The following is a 17,456-nucleotide window of genomic DNA, read 5'->3' on the forward strand; positions in this document are numbered from 1 at the left end:
GGGCGCGGGCGGCGGCGCCCGCGCTGGGCGGCGCGGCCGCCCGTGCCGCCGCCCTCACCCGGGTCGCCGAGGCCGTCGAGGCGGCGGCCGGCGAACTCGCCGCGCTGGCGGTGCGGGAGGTGGGCAAGCCGCTGACGGAGGCACGGGCGGAAGTGGCGCGTACGGCGGCGATCTGGCGGTACTACGGCCAGCTGGCGTACGACCCGACCGGAGCCGTGTACGAGCCGGCCGCCGGGGCCGGACTGCTGCTCACCCGACGCCGGCCGCACGGCGTCGCCGCGCTGATCACACCGTGGAACTTCCCCTTCGCGATCCCCAGCTGGAAGGCCGCCCCCGCGCTGGCGGCGGGCAACGCCGTCGTTCTCAAACCCGCCCCGGAGGCCGTCGCCTGCGCACTGAGGCTCGCCGGCATCGTCGAATCCGCGCTGCCCGAGGGGGTGTTCACCGTCGCGCCCGGTGGGGCCGCCGAGGGCGAGGCCGCGGTCGCGACGGCCGATGCGGTGTCGTTCACCGGCTCCACGGCGACCGGCGCCGCGGTGGTGCGGGCGGCCACGGCGCGCGGCGTGCCCGTCCAGGCCGAGATGGGCGGGCTGAACGCGGCGCTGGTGCTGCCGGACGCCGACGTCGAGCAGGCGGCCGGCCATATCGCGGCCGCGATCGCCGGATACGCGGGGCAGAAGTGCACGGCGACCAGCCGGGTGGTCGCGGTCGGGGGCGTCCTCGACCCGCTGCGCGAGGCGCTGGCCGAGGCGCTGCGCGCGGTGCCCTGCGGCGACCCGGGGGACGCCGCGACCGTGTGCGGCCCGGTGATCTCCGAGCAGGCGCGGGCGCGGGCAGCCGCGGCCTGCCGCTCGGGCACGGTGCTGGCCGGCGGGTCCGCGCCGGACGGGCCTGGCTGGTTCTCTGCGCCCACGCTGATCGAGGATCCCGACGAGGGTTCGGCGCTGCTCCGGGAGGAGGTCTTCGGGCCCGTGGCCGTACTGCTGGGCGCGGCGAGCCTTGGGGAGGCGGTCCGCATCAGCAACGGGGTGCCGCACGGACTCGTCACCTCCCTGCACACCGCCGATCTGGACACGGCGCTGCACGGGCTCGACCGTCTCGACACCGGCATGATCCGCGTCAACGCCCCCACGACCGGGGTCGACTTCCATCTGCCGTTCGGCGGGGCGAAGGCCTCCGGGCACGGTCCGCGCGAACAGGGCCGGGCCGCGCTGGACTTCTACACGGCGACGCGGACGTGCACGCTCGCCCCGGCGGGAGGGATGTGATGCGCCGACCGGCGGCGGAGTTCCGGACGACCGACTACCACACGGCGGGTGAGCCGTTCCGGATCGTCGCCGACACAGCGCCGCCGCTGCCCGGCTCCACTGTGGCGGCGCGGCGCGCGGCGCTGGTGCGCGCCGTGGCGGCCGGATCGTCCGAGCAGGACGCCGCCCGCCGGCTGCTGGTCCGCGAACCGCGCGGCCACGCGGGGATGTACGGAGGTTTCGTGGTGCCGCCCGACGACGCCGGGGCCGACTTCGGCGTCGTGTTCTGGCACAAGGACGGCTACTCGACCGCCTGCGGCCACGGCACGATGGCGCTGGGCGTGTGGGCGGTCGAGAGCGGAAGGGTGCGGGTCCCGCAGGACGGCGAAGCGCCCGTCGTCGTGCGGATCGATGTGCCCTCGGGGCGGGTGGCGGCGCTCGTGCGGCGGCGGGCCGGGCGGGTCGCGGAGGTGACGTTCCGCAATGTGCCCGCCGTGGTGAGCGCGGCCGCACTGCCGGTGGCCACCCGCTCCTTCGGCACGGTCGAGGCCGGCGTCGCCCATGCGGGCGCGTGCTATGTCTCCGTGGCGGCCGAGGCGCTGGGGCTGGACGTGAGCCGGCAGGCGCTGCCGCGGCTGACGGCCGCGGCTCGGGAGATCCGTACGGCGCTGGCCGGCCATGCGGCCGTCCGGCACCCCGGCGATCCGCTGCTGTCGGGCGTGTACGGGGTGATGTTCCACGAGGAGCTGCCCGACACTCCGGCCGGTCCGCGCCAGCGCAGCGCCACCGTCTTCGCGGACGGCCAGGTCGACCGCTCTCCGTGCGGTTCCGGCACCTCGGCGCGGCTCGCGCTGCTCGCCGAGTCGGGTCGGATGTGGGACGGCGATGTGCTGCGCCATGAGTCGGTCGTGGGCTCGGTGTTCACCGCGTCCCTGGCCGGGCGCGCCCCGGGCGGCGTGCTGACGGAGATCACCGGGACGTCCCACCGGACCGGCGAGCATCTGTTCACGCTGGAGGAGGACGACACGCTGGGGACGGGGTTTCTCCTGTGACGACGCTGCTCGGCGGCGACGCGATAGCCCGGCTGCTCTCCCCCTCCGCGGCCGCCGACGCCCTGGTGCGCGCCCTGGCCGACGGGCTCGACCCGGAAGCGGGCACGCCCAGGACGGCGACGCCCGTGCCGGCCGGGGAGCTGCTGGCCATGCCCGCGGCCTGGCGCGCCTGGGCCGGGGTGAAGATCGTCGGGGTGGCGCCGGGCAATCCGGCACGCGGGCTGGCCCGGATCACCGGCGGCTATCTGCTGTTCGACGGGCCGACCCTGCGGCCCCTCGCGCTGCTCGACGGCGCGGCGCTCACCGCTCTGCGCACCCCGGCGGTCACCGCCGTGGCGATCCGGGCGCTGGCCGTGCCGGACGCCGGGGTGGCGGTGGTCTTCGGGTCGGGGCCGCAGGCGTACGGGCATCTCGCTGCTGCGCTCGCGGAGCGGCCGGTCAAGCGGGTCCATGTCGTGGCGCGTGACCGTGCCCGCGCCGAGAGGCTGGCCCGGCACGCCGGCGGTCTCGGGGTGGAGGCGGAGGTCTCCGGTCCGGACGCGGTGGCCGGGGCGGATCTGGTGCTGTGCTGCACCTCGGCGCGTGAGCCGCTGTTCGACGGCCGGCTGGTGCCCGGGCGGGCGCTGGTGGCGGCGGTGGGCTCGCACACCCCGGACGCCCGCGAGGTCGACACGGCGCTGGTGCGGCGGTCGGAGGTGCATGTGGAGGCACGGTCCGCCGCGCTGCGGGAGGCCGGCGATCTGCTGATCCCGATAGGTGAGGGCGCGGTGGGCGAGGACTGCGTCGCGGGTACGATCGCCGGTCTCGCGGACCGGCCCCCGGCGTCCTCGTACGACCGTCCTCGGCTGTTCAAGAGCGTGGGCATGGCGTGGGAGGACCTGGTGCTGGCGGCCGCCGTCTACCGTGCGGCGACGGACGCCCGGGGCACCGGCGAAACGTGACATTGTACGCTGGTGCCTCTCACCTGCACGGAGGACTCGTCATGGGCGACCTGAAGCGACGCCATCTCATCACGGCCCAGGAGCGGCTGCGCGACCAGGTGGCCCACGCCCTGCGGGCCGCCCTGGTCGCGGGTGAACTGCGGCCCGGCCATGTCTACTCGGCCCCGGGGCTCGCCGCGGACTTCGGCGTCTCGGCCACGCCGGTGCGTGAGGCGATGCTCGATCTCGCCCGGGAAGGGCTGGTCGAGCCCGTACGGAACAAGGGCTTCCGGATCACCGAGGTGAGCGAGCGCGACCTTGACCAGTACACGGAGATCCGGCTGCTGATCGAGGTGCCCACGGTCGGCCGGATCACCCGCGAGGCGGCGCACGAGGATCTGGAGGCGCTGCGGCCCGTCGCCGTGGAGATCGTCGAGGCCGCTCGGGAACACGACCTGATCGGCTATCTGGAAGCCGACCGGCGTTTCCATCTCACCCTGCTGGGCCTCGCCGGCAATGAGCGGCTGGTCGAGACCGTCGGCGAGCTGCGCAAGCGCTCCCGGCTGTACGGGCTGACGCTGCTGGACGAGCAGAACGCGCTGCTGCCCTCGGCCGAAGAGCATCTGGAGCTGCTCGACCTGATGCTGGCCGGCGACGCCGCGGCCGCGGAGGCGTGTATGACCCGCCACCTCGGCCACGTACGCTCCCTGTGGGCGCGGCCCGAGGACGAGGCGCGGCCCGAGGCCCCCCGCCGCAGGCTGGGCGCGTCCTCGTAGTGCCCCCCGTCGAGCGCCGGGCGCGGTCAGCCGCGGCGGCCCTCGACCAGGAACACCCGCCGGACCTCCTGCTCGGCGGGCGGCGGCGACGGGGCGATCCAGCGGCCGTACGCGGCGGACAGCTCGTCCGGCTGGGTCGCGTGTGCGGTGAAACCGTGGGCGGCGAAGAGCGCCTCCGGGTCGTCGGCGCCGTACTGCCAGGGGCAGCCCCAGCGGGCGAAGACGTCGAGCTGGCCGCGCGCCTGGGGCAGTGTCAGACCGGCGGCGTTGACGAGGTCGGCCGCCAGCACACTGCCGGGCGCGGTGATCCGTCGGATGCGGTCAAGCAGCCGGCAGACGGCCTCTTCGGGCAGGTAGTACAGCATCCCCTCCAGCAGCCAGGCCGACGGCAGCGCGGGGTCGTACCCGGCGTCCACGAGACGGGCCTCCCAGTCCGGGGAGGTCAGATCCGCGGCGACCGCCCGGTGTTCGGCCCGCGGGACGGCATCGGCCAGCCGGTCCCGCTTGTAGGCGAGGACGGCCGCCCGGTCGATCTCGAAGTAGCGCAGGCCCGGCGGCCAGTGAAGACGGTAGGCACGCGCGTCCATGCCGGAGGCCGCCGACACGATCTGCGGCACGTCCCGGGCGGCGAGCAGCAGACGGTCGTCGAAGTACCGGGTGCGGATGGCGTTGACGTCCAGCGGTCTGGGCATCGGATGCCGCCCGTTCCGGTCCCCGCCGCCGGCGGCGGGGCCGGGTGCGGAGCCATGGGTGCCGTCCTGGAGTTCGGCGAGCAGCGCGGGGCCGAGGTCCCCGCAGAGCGTCTCGGCGTACGGGTCGGCGTAGAGCCGGTCGGGCCGGCGGGTCTCCTCGGCACGCATCGCCGCGGTCAGCAGCGAGGTGCGCCCCACCGCGTCCAGCACTCCGGCCACGGCGGCCGCCTCCTCAGTCACGGGGCGCCGCGATCAGCGCGGTCGTCTCCGCCGGCAGCTCGGCGATCCGCTCCACGTCCAGGCCCGCCCGGTCCAGCAGCCGGGTAAAGGTCTCGACGGTGCGGTGCCGGCCGCCGTTGGTCATCAGCAGATGCAGATCCCACAGCGCCGGCAGCATGGTGCACCCTTCGTCGGTCACCACCCGCTCGAAGATCAGCAGCCGGGATTCCGGACCGGCCATGGAGCGCCGGCAGTTCTCGAAGACGGTCACCAGCCGGTCGTCGTCCCAGCCTGCCAGCACCCGGCAGAGCAGGTAGACGTCGCCGCCCTCGGGAACCGCCTCGAACATGCTGCCCCCGACGAGCGTGACGCGGTCGCCGTCCTCGAGCGTCGCCGCCAGGTTGTCCCGGGCGGCGGGCATCACATGCTCGCGGTCCAGCAGCGTGCCGCGGGCGTCGGGGACGGCGCCCAGGACGGCGGCGAGGAGCTGGCCGTTGCCTCCGCCGACGTCCACGACGTGCTTGCCGGAGAAGTCGAAGACTTCCGGGACCCGGTCGAAGAAGAGATTGCCGGCCTTCATGGCCCGCTGGAAGCGGTCGGAGGCGTCCGGATGCTCGCCCAGGTAGGCGTAGAGCGGCTGTCCGTACGCGGCCTCGAATCCGGCGCTGACGGTGCTGATGGCCTGTGGCGCGTGCCCCCACGCGGTGTAGAACTCCTCCCCGTACAGCAGGCACATGTCGCGCAGCGAGCCGGGGCGGTCCAGCAGCGTCCTGCTGACCGGGGTGTTGCGGTGGCCGGTGCGCTCGCCGCCGTCGAAGACGCCCATGGCGGTCAGCAGCCGCATCAGCCGGCGGATGCCCTCCTCCTCGGCCCCGGTGGCGTCGGCCAGTTCGCCGCTGCGGACCCGCCCGGCCTCGATGTGGTCGGGGATGCGCAGCTTGACGGCCGTGTGGAGGGCCTGGGCCCGCCAGCCTCCGGTGATCAGCTCGACCGCCTGCTGGGCGGCGGCGGCCTGGACGTCGGCGGTCATGTCGGTATGCCCCTTCGCTTGATCACCGGAATGTCGATGCCGAGCGCTCGCATCTGCTGGTACGGGTTCATGAACTCCCGCTGGGTGACGATCTTTCCGTCGCGCAGCAGGAACGAGTGGAGGAAATGGTTGCGGTAGTGGCCCGGCGGATAGTCCGGGTAGCGGATACGGCCTTCGCCGTCGCATTCGACCCAGAACCGGTTGGGGTCCTGGGTCTCGAAGATCTCGATGTTGTACCAGACCCAGTCGGGGAAGACCTCCAGCGACCAGGCGCCGTGCGCCTTGAGCTTGTCCAGGCCGCGCGAGACGATCGGCTCCTCGGTGTCGCCGGTGTAGAGTCCGGCGCTGCCGTCCTCCGCGAACAGGAGATAGCGGGTCAGCCGGTTCTCGCCCTTTCTGCTCATGTAGTCCTCCACCACGGCCCGGTGGCGGCGGCGGAGCTCCGCGTCCTCGGCGAACGCGTCCCCGGCGAGCGCGTCGCCGCCGGAGGCAGCGCTGACGGCGGTGTCGTCAGAGGTCATATGTGGGGTCACCCTTCCAGCACTTCCTTGATCCTTGTGGCGAAGAGCCGCGGGCCGTGTTTGGTGAGCACCGACTCGGCGTGGAACTGCATCGAGGCGAAGTGCGGTCCGCGCAGGGCGTGGACCTCTCCCGTCTGCGTGTCGCGGCTGATCTCGACCGTGCCGACGCCCGCGCGCTCGATCTTCGCGTTGCCGCTGCGCGCGGCGAAACTGTTGTAGAAGCCGACCAGTTCGCGGTCGCCGAAGAGGTCGATCTCACGCTGTGTGCCCTGGTGCGGGACGTCGCAGCGGAACACGCCGAGTCCCAGGCGGAGGCTGAGCACCTGGTGGCTGAGGCATACGGCGAGGAACGGTCGGCGCGCGGCCAGCAGCCGGTCGACTGCGGTGTGCAGATGGGCGATCCTCGGATGGCCGGCCTCCCGCGGGTCGCCGGGTCCGGGGCCCATGACGACGAGGTCGTAGCGGTCGGCGTCGTACTCCTCGTCGAACCGCCGGACCGTGACGTCCAGCCCCAGGGAGCGCAGCTGGTGCGCCATCATCGCGGTGAAGCTGTCCTCGGCGTCCACGACCAGCGTGCGGCAGGGCGGCAGCGTGGGCACGGGGCCGGCGGACGCCGGACCGTCGGCGACCCAGTAGCGGGCGAGCGAGGCGCTGCGCTCGCCGAGCGTCGCCCTGACCTCCGGGTAGTCGCTGAAGGGGCGGGGCCGGCCGACCGCCAGGGCGGACAGCAGGCCGACGGCCTTGGCGCGGGTCTCGGCCACCTCGGACGAAGGATCGGAGTGGCGCACCAGAGTGGCCCCCACGGCGATGGACATCCGCCCGGCGTCGTCGATGTCCGCGGTGCGGATCATGATGGCGGAGTCCATGGCGGGGCCGCCGCGGTGATCCCTGCCGATGAGCGCCGCGACGCCGCTGTAGTACCCGCGGCCTTCGGGTTCATGACGGCTGATGACCCGGCAGGCGCTCTCCAGGGGGCTGCCGGTGACGGTCGGCGCGAACATCGTCTCCCGCAGGATGTCCCGCGGGTCGCGGGCCGTGCGGCCCTCGATGAGGTACTCGGTGTGCGCGAGGTGGGCCATCTCCTTGAGGTAGGGGCCGGTCAGCCGGCCGCCCTCGTCGCAGATGCGGGCCATCATCTTCAGCTCTTCGTCGACGACCATATTGAGCTCGTCGCTCTCCTTGCCGTCGTGCAGGAACTCCATCACGCCCGGCAGGGTGGGTCCGGTCGGCGGATAGCGGTAGGTGCCGCTGATCGGGTTCATCACGGCCGTGCCCTCCCGGAGGCTGACATGGCGTTCCGGAGTCGCACCGACGAACGTGCGGTCGCCGGTGTGCACGATGAAGGTCCAGTACGCGCCCGACTCGCCCTCGCACAGCCTGCGGAAGAAGGTCAGGGCCTTGCTCAGTCCGTACTTCTCGATCGTGGCGGCGTACGAGCGTTTGATGACGAAGTTGGCGCCGAGGCCCCGGCCGATCTCGTCGGCGGCGATCCGCCGCACCGTGTCGGCGTAGGCCTCGTCGTCCACGTCGAAGTGCTCGTCGACCAGCCGGATCGGGGCGACGGGGATGCGGGCCAGCACCTCGTGGACCGGCAGCACCTCCTGGTCCGTCACCCGCATCGCGATCAGCGGCGCGCCGTCGTCGACGCAGTCGAAGCCGCGCTCGGCGATCTGCCGGTACGGGACCATGACCAGGACGTCGTGCCGGGGCCCGGGGCCTTGCGCCCCCGGGTCGCCGCCCAGTGGGATGCGGGCCAGGGCGTCCGGCGTCGACACCTCGCCGACGAGCACGTCCAGGCTGCCGGGGCCGTTGGCATCCGGCCGGCAGAGCAGCGCGAAGGGCGGCGGCTCGGGCCCGAGCACCCGGTCCAGCACGTTCATCCGGTCGGTCATCGGAGCACCTCCTCGGTGGTGGTCACCACGGCGCAGCGGCGGGCGGCGTAGTCGAGGGCCAGCCGGTGCTGGCGCGCGGAGAAGTCCGCGGTCGCGTCGGCGACCAGAAAGGGCTGGATGTCATGGGTGAACGCGTCGACCGCGGTCGCCAGCACGCCCACGTGCGCGTACACACCGCACAGGATGAGCTGGTCCCGGCCGGCCTCGCGCATCCGGTCGAGCAGATCGGAGCGGAAGAAGGCGCTGTAGCGCCACTTGGTGAGCATCCAGTCGCCGTCGGCGGGGGCCAGCGGGGCCGCCACGGCCCGGTCCCGGGGGTCGGCCGCCATGCCGGGTCCCCAGAAGTCCCGGAGCAGACCGCGCTGTTCGGCGGTCATCCCGCCGGGCTGCGCCGTGTACGCCACGGGCACGCCGAGCGCCCGGCAGCGGTCGCGCAGCGCGGCCGCGTTGCCGATGAGCCGGGCCCGCAGGGCGTCCGGCAGGGGCCGCAGGAAGAACCCCTGCATATCGTGGACGAGAAGCGCCGCCCGTCCCGGCTCCGCCGTCCAACGGGCGGTGTTGGGCGGCAGTTCGGCGGCGGCAGGCAGCGCATAGGGCTCGATCGCGGGAATGCCCGGAGGGGCGGGGGCGGGCACGGCCTGCGGTTGCAAGCCGGCAGCGGAGTCGTTCACCTGGCGGGCCCCTTCGAGCGTTGTCGATCACGTCCAGAAGCCACGGTGACCACTGGTCGTCGCATCTCGCTTGAAAAGGGGTCGAATCAGCGTCATCACGGACGTGCCGGACGCGGCACATCGCGCACGCCGCCGCCCTGCGCTCCCCCGTTGAGAGCAGGGCGACGGGCGCCCCCGCGCCCGCCGGTGACGGTCATTCGACCCACAAGATGAAGAGAGGATGGGGTCGGCCAGACGAATGGGCTGCGGGCCGCGACCTCCACCTCAGTACGCACCCGGGCCTGCGGGTCCGCCGCCCGTGTCGCCCGCTCGCCTCGACCGGGTGCCCGGCAGGGGTACGGGCCTCACGCCAGGGGCCGTGACCACGGGGCTCAGACCCGGGCCGTGACCACGGGGCTCAGACCCGGGCCGTGACCATGGCGCTCGGACCCGGGCCGTGACCATGGCGCTCGGACCCGGGCCGTGACCACGGGGCTCAGACCCGGGCCGTGACCACGGGGCTCGGACCCGGGCCGTGCCCGCAGGGCTTGGAAACGGGCCGTGCCCGCAGGGCTCAGACGCGGGCCGTGCCGTGGGCGAAGACCGCGCCGCTGCCGCCGACTTCGACGGAGTCCACACGGTCTCCCTCGCCCTGGGTCCTGGCCAGCATCAGCGAGGGGCGGCCCATCTCCACGCCCTGCAGGACCTCGATCAGCTCGCCGTGCCGGGCCAGTCCGTGCCGGGCGAGATGGATGGCCAGCGGCCCGGCGGCCGAACCGGTCGCGGCGTCCTCGACGACGCCGTACGCCGGGGAGAACATCCGGCTGCGCCAGCGGGTTCCCGTGCCGACCGGCCCGGCGAAGCAGTTGACCGCCAGGTCGTCGAAGCGGGCCAGCGCGCGGTGGTCGGGGTGGAGCGCCGACAGGGCGGGCACGTCCTCCAGGCCCACGAAGACATGCCGCGGGCCGTTCCGGTAGATCTCCACCGGGAGGACGGACCGCTCGACGCCGAGTGCCCGCAGCAGCTCGCCGGCGCGGTCGAACGGCTCCCAGTCCGGCACCGGCTGGCGCATCCGCGCGGCGACCGCGGTCCCGTCCGTTCGGTGGAGTTCGAAGGGTATGACGCCCATGCGGGTCTCCAGCCGCAGCCGGTCCCCGCCGCGCTCCGCGCCGAGGGCGATCGCCGTGCCCAGCAAGGGGTGCCCGGCGAAGGGCAGTTCGTTCACGGGCGTGAAGATGCGGATGCGGGCGTCGCCGCCCTGCCGCGAGGCGAGGACGAAGGTCGTCTCGGACAGGTTCAGCTCCCGCGCGATGCGCTGCATCCGCTCGCCGGGGAGGTCGTCCGCCTCGAAGAAGACGGCCACGGGGTTTCCGGAGAGGGGTTCCTCGCTGAACGCGTCCACCACGACGTACCGGTGCATCAGCCCCTCCTCTTGCTCTTCTCTCTGTGTCCGGAGCGTGCCAGCAGCCGCTTTCGGCCGACTCGAGCCGCCCCCGCGAGGAGGTTCCCCGGGGCTGCGCGGGTGCACAGGCGTTCACCCGGACGCCGTGCGCGCCGCTGCCACACGAGTGCCACGTCAGCGCCGCGCCGCTCCCCGAAGCTGAAGTCATGGCCACCGAGGCGAACCCAGTCCACGGCCGTGCCGGACCGCCGGCCCGGCCCCGCCCGGCCCTCAGCCCTTGCCGAAGTACACCGCGGGGAAGGCGCCCTCCGCCCTGAGCACCCGGGTGAAGCCGCCGGCCAGTTCGGTGAGGCGCGCGGTGGCGGCCGGGCCGAGGTGGTCGTACGGGGCGGCGTCGAGGCGGTCGGTGAGCGCCTCGGCCTCACCGCGCAGGGCCGCGCCGGGCTCCGTGAGATCCCCCGCCTCGTCCAGCAGGCCGCGCTCGCGCAACCGGCCCCGGGCGGCGGCCCACTGCTCCGCGGACCATCCGCGGGTCCGCATGAACGTCGCCGACGTCGGCGCCGTGCCGGTGGCGTTGTGCAGGACCAGCGCCTCGATCCCGGTCAGGCCGGCGACCGCCAGGGCGGCGAGGTGACCGTCACCCCGGTGTTCGCGCAGCAGCGTCGCGGCGTGCCACAGGGTCAGGTGCGGCTCCTCGGGCACGGGGAGGCAGGCGTTCGCGGCGTACAGCGACCGCGCCTCTCGGCGGCACGCCTCGGTGGCGTACAGCGCCAGTTCGGCCGCCTCGGTCATCTCCTTCGAGGCGAGGGCCTCCTTTCCGAGCAGCCGCCGCAACGTTCGGTCCGCGCCGCGCAGCCGGGCCGCGAGCACCGCCTCCGGCGCGGCGACGGTCCACGCCGCGGGGATGTGCCGCTCGACGTGTTCGTGGTTGAAGTTGTGGAACGTCGCCGTGACGGCGCCCGCTCCGACCGGCCCGAGCGGGGCCGCACGGCCCGCGAAATAGGACATGGCCCCGCGCTCCAGCCCGAGCGCCGCGAATTCGTCCTCCAGCTCCGACGCGAAGTACACGCAGGAGTGGAGGGGGTTGACGACGTTGTGGCAGCGGCGGCCGGCGCTCGCCTCGAAGGAAGTCATGCGGTCAGATCACCGATCCAAGTCATGGGTTCACAATAGACGATCCAGAGAATAATCGATTATTTCTTAATCGGCTATGCCCACGGCGCAGGTGTGCCGTCATGGCCGCGCCGCTCCTTGTCCAGCGGGGTCGCCGCGCCGGGGCGACGTACGCGGGTGCGGGGCGGCCGGGCGTCGACCCGCGCGCCCTCGCCCTGTACGAGCGGAACGGGCTCATCGCCGTACGCACCGGCCGGGACCTGCGGGTGGGAGACGAGGACGAGCGGCCCGGCAGGCGCGCCGCCCGAGTCATGGGTCCCGGTGCGGCGCGCGTGTCGGTCAGCCGGGGAAGCGCCCCGAGGAACGCAACGCCCAGCGGCGCTCCGCGTAGGCCAGGTCGTCGCGCCACAGCCGGGCCGCGGCGGCCCGCATCAGAGGGCGCAGCAGCGGGGCGGCGCGGCGGGCCGCGGTGAAGCCCCGCCGTTCGGACACGGCGACGACGGCCTCCACGACGGCGGTCCGCGGCCGTCCCAGGGCGTCCGGCCCGAGCGGGGTGGCGTGCGTCTCCACCACGGAGCCCTCCCCCTCGCCCCCGGTGATCCGCATGACGACCGTGCGCGGACCGGGCGCGGTGAAGTCCGCGCGTACCGGCACGACCAGCCGCCCGGCGACCTTGAAGGACACGTCCACGGTGAAGGCGTCGTCCAGGGTGGGCGCTTGGTGCTCGTCCGCCGGGCCGGGGGTGCGGACCACGGTGAGGTCGACGAAGGAGTACGGGTGGAACCAGGCCCCGTGCCAGGGGTCGAGGCGGTTGGCGACGACGTCGTCCGGCTCGCAGACGCCCACCCCGGTGTAGACGGCGGTCAGCGCGCCTGCCGTCGCCGGGCGCTCCGGCACCGCGGGCCGGGCGGTGGGCTCCTCCGCTCCGGCCTCGTCCAGCCGCACCCAGACCAGCACCCCGTCGTCGTGCGCCGGCCACGGCTCCCAGCCGGCGAACGCCCCTCCGTCGAGGCGCAGTCCGTGCCAGCGGCACACCAGGGTGCCGCAGCGCAGCGGGCTGTCACGCAGCGGGGCGCCCAGGTGGGGGCAGTTGCCCGGCCCGGCGACGAGGCGCCCTCCGGCGTTCCGCCACAGCACCACCTCGCGCCCGGCGACGGCACGGGCCAGCGGCCGGTCGGGGCGCAGCTCACGCGAGGCTCCGACGACGAACCAGTTGCCGGTGGGGCGGGCCTGAGCCCGCTTGAGCGCGTCGGCGATCAGGGCGGGCCGGGCTTCGCGCCAGGTGGGGCGCTGGCGCTCCCAGGCGAAGGGGTCGCGGCGCAGGCTCAGCGGCATCCGGGGGCGGCGGGGCGGGCGGACGGACTTCACACGACCTCCTCGAGCGCGGCGAACGGGCGGGAACGCGTTTCCGGCGCGGTCGGTCCTGCGGGCACGGGCGGCACGGGCGGCACGGGCCGTCCGCCACGGGCGTGACGGGCGGCGACGCGGGCCGCGGCCAGCCGCAGCAGGCCGTCGGCGGCGACCAGGGCGCGGCGCCGCCGGGGCACCGCGGCTCGGCGGCGCAGCACGGCGTACCCGGTGGCGGCGACGGCGTCCAGGATGCCGCCGTACAGGACGAACGCGGTGCGGATGCAGGGCCGGGAGACCGGGTCGAGCATGGCGATGCCGGGTGCGGCCCGCCGATACGCGGCACGGGTGAGGTTCTCGAACTCCCGCAGCGCGGCGGTGACGCGGCGGTCGTCGCGGCCGGTGTCCCGGCAGTGGTGCAGCAGGTCGCGGTGGACGCCGTGGGCGTGCAGAAGGTCCTGCGGAAGGTAGACCCGGCCGAGGTCGAGGTCCTCCCCCACGTCCCGCAGGAAATTGGTGAGCTGGAAGGCGACGCCGAGCTCGGCGGCGTGGGGCGCGGCCTCCTGACGGGGTGTCACCGTGCCGAGGACGGGCAGCATCTGCAGGCCGATCACCGCCGCGGAGCCGTGCATATAGCGGCGCAGGTCGGCCTGGGTGGCGTACGAGGTGACCGTCAGGTCGCTGCGCATGGAGGCGAGGAAGTCGGCGAAGTGACGGTGGTCGACAGCATGGCGGCGCGCGGTGTCGGCGAGGGCCCGCACCACCGGCTCGGCCCCGTCGCCGCCGGCCAGACCGCGGGCGAGGTCGTCGTCCAGCCGGTCCAGGGCGCGTGCGCGTTCCTCCGGGCCCGCGTCGCTGTCGAGGGAGTCGACGATGTCGTCGGCCCAGCGGGCGAAGCCGTACAGCGCGTGGACGGCGGGGCGCCGGTCCGGTGTGAGCAGCCGGGTGGCGAGGAAGTAGGTGCGTCCGTGCCGGGCGTTGAGTTCCCGGCAGCGGGTGTAGGCGGCGCGCAGGTCCGGGTCGGTGATGCCGGCGGCGTCCAGCTCCCGAGCGGTCATGGACGGGCTCCTTCCGGACGGGGACGTGCCGATGCACGCCCCGAGGCGGTCGTACGGCGTACGCCGGTGATGCGGGCGGCGGCCAGCTTCCCCGACAGCAGCACGGGCGGCACTCCGACGCCGGGCGTGGTGCCGCAGCCGGCCAGAACGGCGTTGGCGGTGCCGCGCACCAGGTTGCGCGGGCGGAACGGGCCGGTCTGGGCGAAGGTGTGGGCGGCGGAGAACGGCGTGCCGGCGGCGTGCCCGCGCGCGGACCAGTAGGCCGGTGTCACCAGGCACTCCTCCTCGATGGCCGCGGCGATGCCGTCGAGTCCCCGGCGTTCCAGCTCGCGCAGCAGCGCGTCGCGGTAGCGGGGGCCGAGGTCGTGCCACTCGGCCGCGCCGGGGCCGATGCCGGTGTGGGGGCAGGGCGCCAGAACGTAGTGCAGATGGCGACCCGGCGGGGCCAGGCCCGGGTCGGTGGCGGTGGGACGGGTGATCAGCAGGGAGGGGTCGCGCATCAGCTCGCCGGTGCGGGTGAGTTCGTCGAAGGTGCGCCGCCAGGAGTGGCCGAAGGACAGGGTGTGGTGGGCCAGGCGCGGCCAGGTGCGGTCGCAGCCCGCGTGCAGGACGACCGCCGAAGGGGCGTGCCGCAGCCGCAGCGGACGGCGCGGGGTACGGCCCAACAGGCGGTAGGTCACCGGCAGGTCGGGGGTGAGGACGACGGCGTCGCAGGGGATGCGCTCCTGGTCGGTGATCACCGCCGTGATGCGTTCGCCGGACCGTTCCAGTCGGGTGACCGCCCGGCCGTAGCGGAGGGACGCGCCGGCCGCCTCGACCGCCTCGGCCATGGCTCGCGGCAGGGCGTGCATGCCGCCGCGCGGGAAGTACACGCCGGCGACGGTGTCCATGTACGCGATGACCGCGTAGGCGGCCAGAGCACGCGCCGGGGGCACACCCGCGTACAGGGCCTGGAAGGTGAAGACGCGGCGCAGCCGCTCGTCGCGCAGACGGCGCGCGACCCCTGCCTCCCAGCGGCCGAAGCCGCCGAGCGCGGCGAGCCGGACCAGGTCGGGGCCGAGCAGCTGCCAGGGCGAATCGAAGTCGGCGTCGAGGAACCGGTGCCGCTCGGCGCGGTACAGCGCGGTCAGCCAGCGGCGCAGCCGTCGGTAGCCGGCCGCCTCGGCGGGTCCGGCGAAGCGTGCCACCTCCGTCTCCATCGCGTCGGCGTCGGTGTGCACGTCGAGGGTGCTGCCGTCGGCGAAGGACGCCCGGTAGGCGGGGTGCAGCGGAATCAGCTCCACGCGGTCGCGCAGCGAGGCGCCGACCGCGGCGAACGCCTCGTCGGCGATCTCGGGCATGGTGAGCACGGTGGGGCCGGTGTCGATGTGGTAGCCGCCGCGGACCAGTCGGCCGGCGCGGCCGCCGGGTCCGGCGTCGCGTTCGACGACGATCACCCGGCGTCCCGCGCCGAGCAGATGGAGGGCGGCGGAGAGGCCGGCCAGGCCGGCGCCGACGACCACCACGTGATCGGTCGGTCCCTTGATCGTTCTCGTGGCCGCTGCCGTCACCGGCTTCCCTCCGGTCCCGTGGCGGCGAGCGCGGCGGCGCTCTGCGGATCGGCTGCCCGGTCCGCCGGTCCGATGGCCGGACCGGCCGAGTCTGCAGCCGGGCCCGCCGAGTCGGTGGCCGAGCGGGAGCTCGGACCCGCCAGATCGACCCCCGGGCCGATGACCGGACCAGCCACTGGGCCCGTGGCCGGACCGGCTCCAGGGCCGGTGGCCGAATCCGTGGCCGAATCAGCCACTGGGTCCGCCGGTCCGATGGCCGGACCGGCCGAGGCTGCATCCGGGCCCGCCGAGTCGGTGGCCGAGCAGGAGCTCGGACCCGCCAGATCGACCCCCGGGCCGATGACCGGAGCAGCCACTGGGCCCGTGGCCGGACCGGCTCCAGGGCCGGTGGCCGGGTCGGATGTCGAGGGCCCGTCGGCCGGTTCGGACACATGGCCGGGCGCGCCGGTGATCTCGGCGAGCAGCACACGCAGCACGGCCGCCGGCTCCGGCTCCAGTCCGGCCGCGGCGAGGTGACGCAGAGACAGGCGGGACAGCCGCTCGATCCTCTGCCGGACCAGGTCGCGGGCGCCCGTGGCGATCACGACGTCCCGCACCCGGTCCAGTGCGTCCTCGGTGAGGTCGGCCCTGCCGAGCGACGCGTCCAGGACGCCGAGCGCGGCCGAGTCGCCCTCGGCGGCGCGGGCGCGGGCCACGGCCATGACGTACGTGGGCCTGCCCGCGGACACGTCACCGCCGGACGGCTTGCCCGTGACGGCGGGGTCGGCGAAGAGGTCGTCGAGGTCGTCCCGGAGCTGGAAGGCGAGACCGGCGCAGCGTCCGGCCCGGCACAGCGCCCGCGTGGCGGCCGTTCCGGCGCCTGCCAGGGCGGCCCCGGCTTCCAGGGGGCGCTTGACGGTGTACAGGGCGCTCTTGAGGCTGGCGGCGCGCAAGGCGTGGCTGACCGTCAGCCGCGCGGTGGCATGGCCCCGTACGTCGAGGTACTGGCCGGCGACCATCTCCGTCCGCGTGGTGCGCCACATGGCGCGGAGCCGGTCCACGGCGCCCGGTGGCAGGGCGCCGCCGTCGAGCAGGAGGTCGGTCATCATGTCGTCCGCCCACGCCAGGGCCAGGTCTCCGGCGAGCACTGCGGCCGCCTCCCCCAGCCGCCGCGCCGTGCCGTGCGCACGGTCCGGCGCACCGTCTGGCGCTGAGTGGCCGTACTGGCGGGCGACGGCGGTGTGCAGCGCGGGGCGGCCCCGGCGCATGGGAGCGGCGTCCATCACGTCGTCGTGGACGAGCGCGCACGTCTGCAGCAGTTCCAGTGCCGCACCCGCCCGCAGCGCCGCGCGGACCTGCGCCGGATCGCCGCCGCCGCAGGCGCGCAGCGACCACCAGAGCAGTCGGGGACGGATACGCCGCCCGCCGCGCAGGGTGAAGTCCGCGACGCGTTCGGCGAGATCCCGGGTGAAGAGCCTGTCCAGCCCGCGGGCACGGTCCAGCCGGGCGGAGAGAACACGGGCCAGGACCGTCTGGATCGCCGCGGGGACGTCGTCGTCGACGGCGCGGAGGCCGCTGGCGCGGGGGTCGCCGGTGCCGGGCTCGACGGCGCGGAGGTCGCCGGCGCCGGGCTCGACGGCGCCGGCGTCGATGGCACGGGGGCCGCTGGCGCGGAGGTCGACGGCGTCGTCGTCGACAGCGCGGGGGTCGCCGGTGCCGGGGTCGCCGGGAAGGTCCCCGTCGCCCCGGCGCGCGGTCGGCGCACCGGAGGGTCCGCCCGCCGGGGCCGCCCTGTGCCGGAACGTCGCCTGGGTGAAGCGCATCGCGGTTGGTTCCTCTCACCCGTCGTCACATCGCTCACCTCGAGACACATTCCGCGTGCGGCGCCGCTCCGGATGCGCCGATCGGGCGACGCTCCCGTGGCGCGGGCGTGCGCCGGGACGACACGCCGCGCACCGCATCTGCTCACCCCGCACAACCGGAAAAGACTGGACGGCGCCGGGCGAAC

General features: G+C 74.7%; 15 protein-coding genes. 4 read left to right on the forward strand and 11 right to left on the reverse strand.

The features are described 5' to 3' along the window. The 4 genes from QCN29_RS06275 to QCN29_RS06290 all read left to right on the forward strand — a co-directional run. Positions 1 to 1,268, forward strand: a 1,268-nt coding sequence (locus tag QCN29_RS06275) for an aldehyde dehydrogenase family protein (protein WP_279926716.1), incomplete at its 5' end; no start/stop codon positions are given. Further along, positions 1,268 to 2,299: a proline racemase family protein gene (locus QCN29_RS06280; protein WP_279926717.1), complete on the forward strand. Its 1,032-nt coding sequence runs from the start codon at positions 1,268 to 1,270 to the stop codon at positions 2,297 to 2,299. The genes QCN29_RS06275 and QCN29_RS06280, both read left to right, overlap by 1 nt. Continuing rightward, entirely contained in the window at positions 2,296 to 3,240 is a 945-nt protein-coding gene (locus tag QCN29_RS06285) for an ornithine cyclodeaminase family protein (RefSeq protein ID WP_279926719.1), read from the forward strand. Before QCN29_RS06280 ends, QCN29_RS06285 begins: the two co-directional genes overlap by 4 nt. A gap of 41 nt (positions 3,241 to 3,281) precedes the next feature. Continuing rightward, positions 3,282 to 3,995 carry a GntR family transcriptional regulator gene (locus QCN29_RS06290; RefSeq protein ID WP_279926721.1) on the forward strand — a complete coding sequence of 238 codons (714 nt, stop codon included), beginning with the start codon at positions 3,282 to 3,284 and terminating at the stop codon, positions 3,993 to 3,995. A gap of 26 nt (positions 3,996 to 4,021) precedes the next feature. Here QCN29_RS06290 and QCN29_RS06295 read toward each other — a convergent pair whose 3' ends face one another. The 11 genes from QCN29_RS06295 to QCN29_RS06345 all read right to left on the reverse strand — a co-directional run bounded on the left by QCN29_RS06295 (position 4,022) and on the right by QCN29_RS06345 (position 17,271). Continuing rightward, a complete protein-coding gene (locus QCN29_RS06295; RefSeq protein WP_398859140.1) occupies positions 4,022 to 4,855 on the reverse strand; it encodes a class I SAM-dependent methyltransferase in 834 nt (277 codons plus the stop codon). Positions 4,856 to 4,919: 64 nt separating this feature from the next. Then, positions 4,920 to 5,936 (reverse strand): methyltransferase, encoded by a 1,017-nt coding sequence (locus tag QCN29_RS06300; RefSeq protein ID WP_279926722.1) that lies wholly within the window; start codon positions 5,934 to 5,936, stop codon positions 4,920 to 4,922. After that, the gene (locus QCN29_RS06305) at positions 5,933 to 6,457 is read right to left on the reverse strand and encodes a PhzA/PhzB family protein (RefSeq protein WP_279926724.1); all 525 of its coding nucleotides are present in this window, start codon (positions 6,455 to 6,457) and stop codon (positions 5,933 to 5,935) included. The genes QCN29_RS06300 and QCN29_RS06305 overlap by 4 nt, the downstream gene beginning before the upstream one ends. An 8-nt stretch (positions 6,458 to 6,465) precedes the next feature. Next, positions 6,466 to 8,349 carry an anthranilate synthase family protein gene (locus QCN29_RS06310; RefSeq protein ID WP_279926726.1) on the reverse strand — a complete coding sequence of 628 codons (1,884 nt, stop codon included), beginning with the start codon at positions 8,347 to 8,349 and terminating at the stop codon, positions 6,466 to 6,468. After that, positions 8,346 to 9,020 (reverse strand): isochorismatase family protein, encoded by a 675-nt coding sequence (locus QCN29_RS06315; protein WP_279926727.1) that lies wholly within the window; start codon positions 9,018 to 9,020, stop codon positions 8,346 to 8,348. The genes QCN29_RS06310 and QCN29_RS06315 overlap by 4 nt, the downstream gene beginning before the upstream one ends. Before the next feature lie 553 nt (positions 9,021 to 9,573). Next, entirely contained in the window at positions 9,574 to 10,419 is an 846-nt protein-coding gene (locus tag QCN29_RS06320; protein ID WP_279926728.1) for a PhzF family phenazine biosynthesis protein, read from the reverse strand. A 252-nt stretch (positions 10,420 to 10,671) separates the two neighbouring features. Next, positions 10,672 to 11,535 (reverse strand): SCO6745 family protein, encoded by an 864-nt coding sequence (locus QCN29_RS06325; protein ID WP_279926729.1) that lies wholly within the window; start codon positions 11,533 to 11,535, stop codon positions 10,672 to 10,674. A 318-nt stretch (positions 11,536 to 11,853) separates the two neighbouring features. After that, complete coding sequence (locus tag QCN29_RS06330; RefSeq protein ID WP_279926943.1) at positions 11,854 to 12,849, reverse strand: DUF5914 domain-containing protein; 996 nt, start codon at positions 12,847 to 12,849, stop codon at positions 11,854 to 11,856. A gap of 29 nt (positions 12,850 to 12,878) precedes the next feature. After that, the gene (locus tag QCN29_RS06335) at positions 12,879 to 13,919 is read right to left on the reverse strand and encodes a phytoene/squalene synthase family protein (RefSeq protein WP_279926730.1); all 1,041 of its coding nucleotides are present in this window, start codon (positions 13,917 to 13,919) and stop codon (positions 12,879 to 12,881) included. Further along, positions 13,916 to 15,469: a phytoene desaturase family protein gene (gene crtI, locus QCN29_RS06340; protein ID WP_279926731.1), complete on the reverse strand. Its 1,554-nt coding sequence runs from the start codon at positions 15,467 to 15,469 to the stop codon at positions 13,916 to 13,918. Before crtI ends, QCN29_RS06335 begins: the two co-directional genes overlap by 4 nt. Further along, positions 15,466 to 17,271: a polyprenyl synthetase family protein gene (locus tag QCN29_RS06345; protein WP_279926732.1), complete on the reverse strand. Its 1,806-nt coding sequence runs from the start codon at positions 17,269 to 17,271 to the stop codon at positions 15,466 to 15,468. Before QCN29_RS06345 ends, crtI begins: the two co-directional genes overlap by 4 nt. Positions 17,272 to 17,456 lie beyond the last annotated feature (185 nt).

Origin of the sequence: Streptomyces chengmaiensis, assembly GCF_029846775.1 — a bacterium.
Taxonomy (GTDB): Bacteria; Actinomycetota; Actinomycetes; order Streptomycetales; family Streptomycetaceae; genus Streptomyces; species Streptomyces chengmaiensis.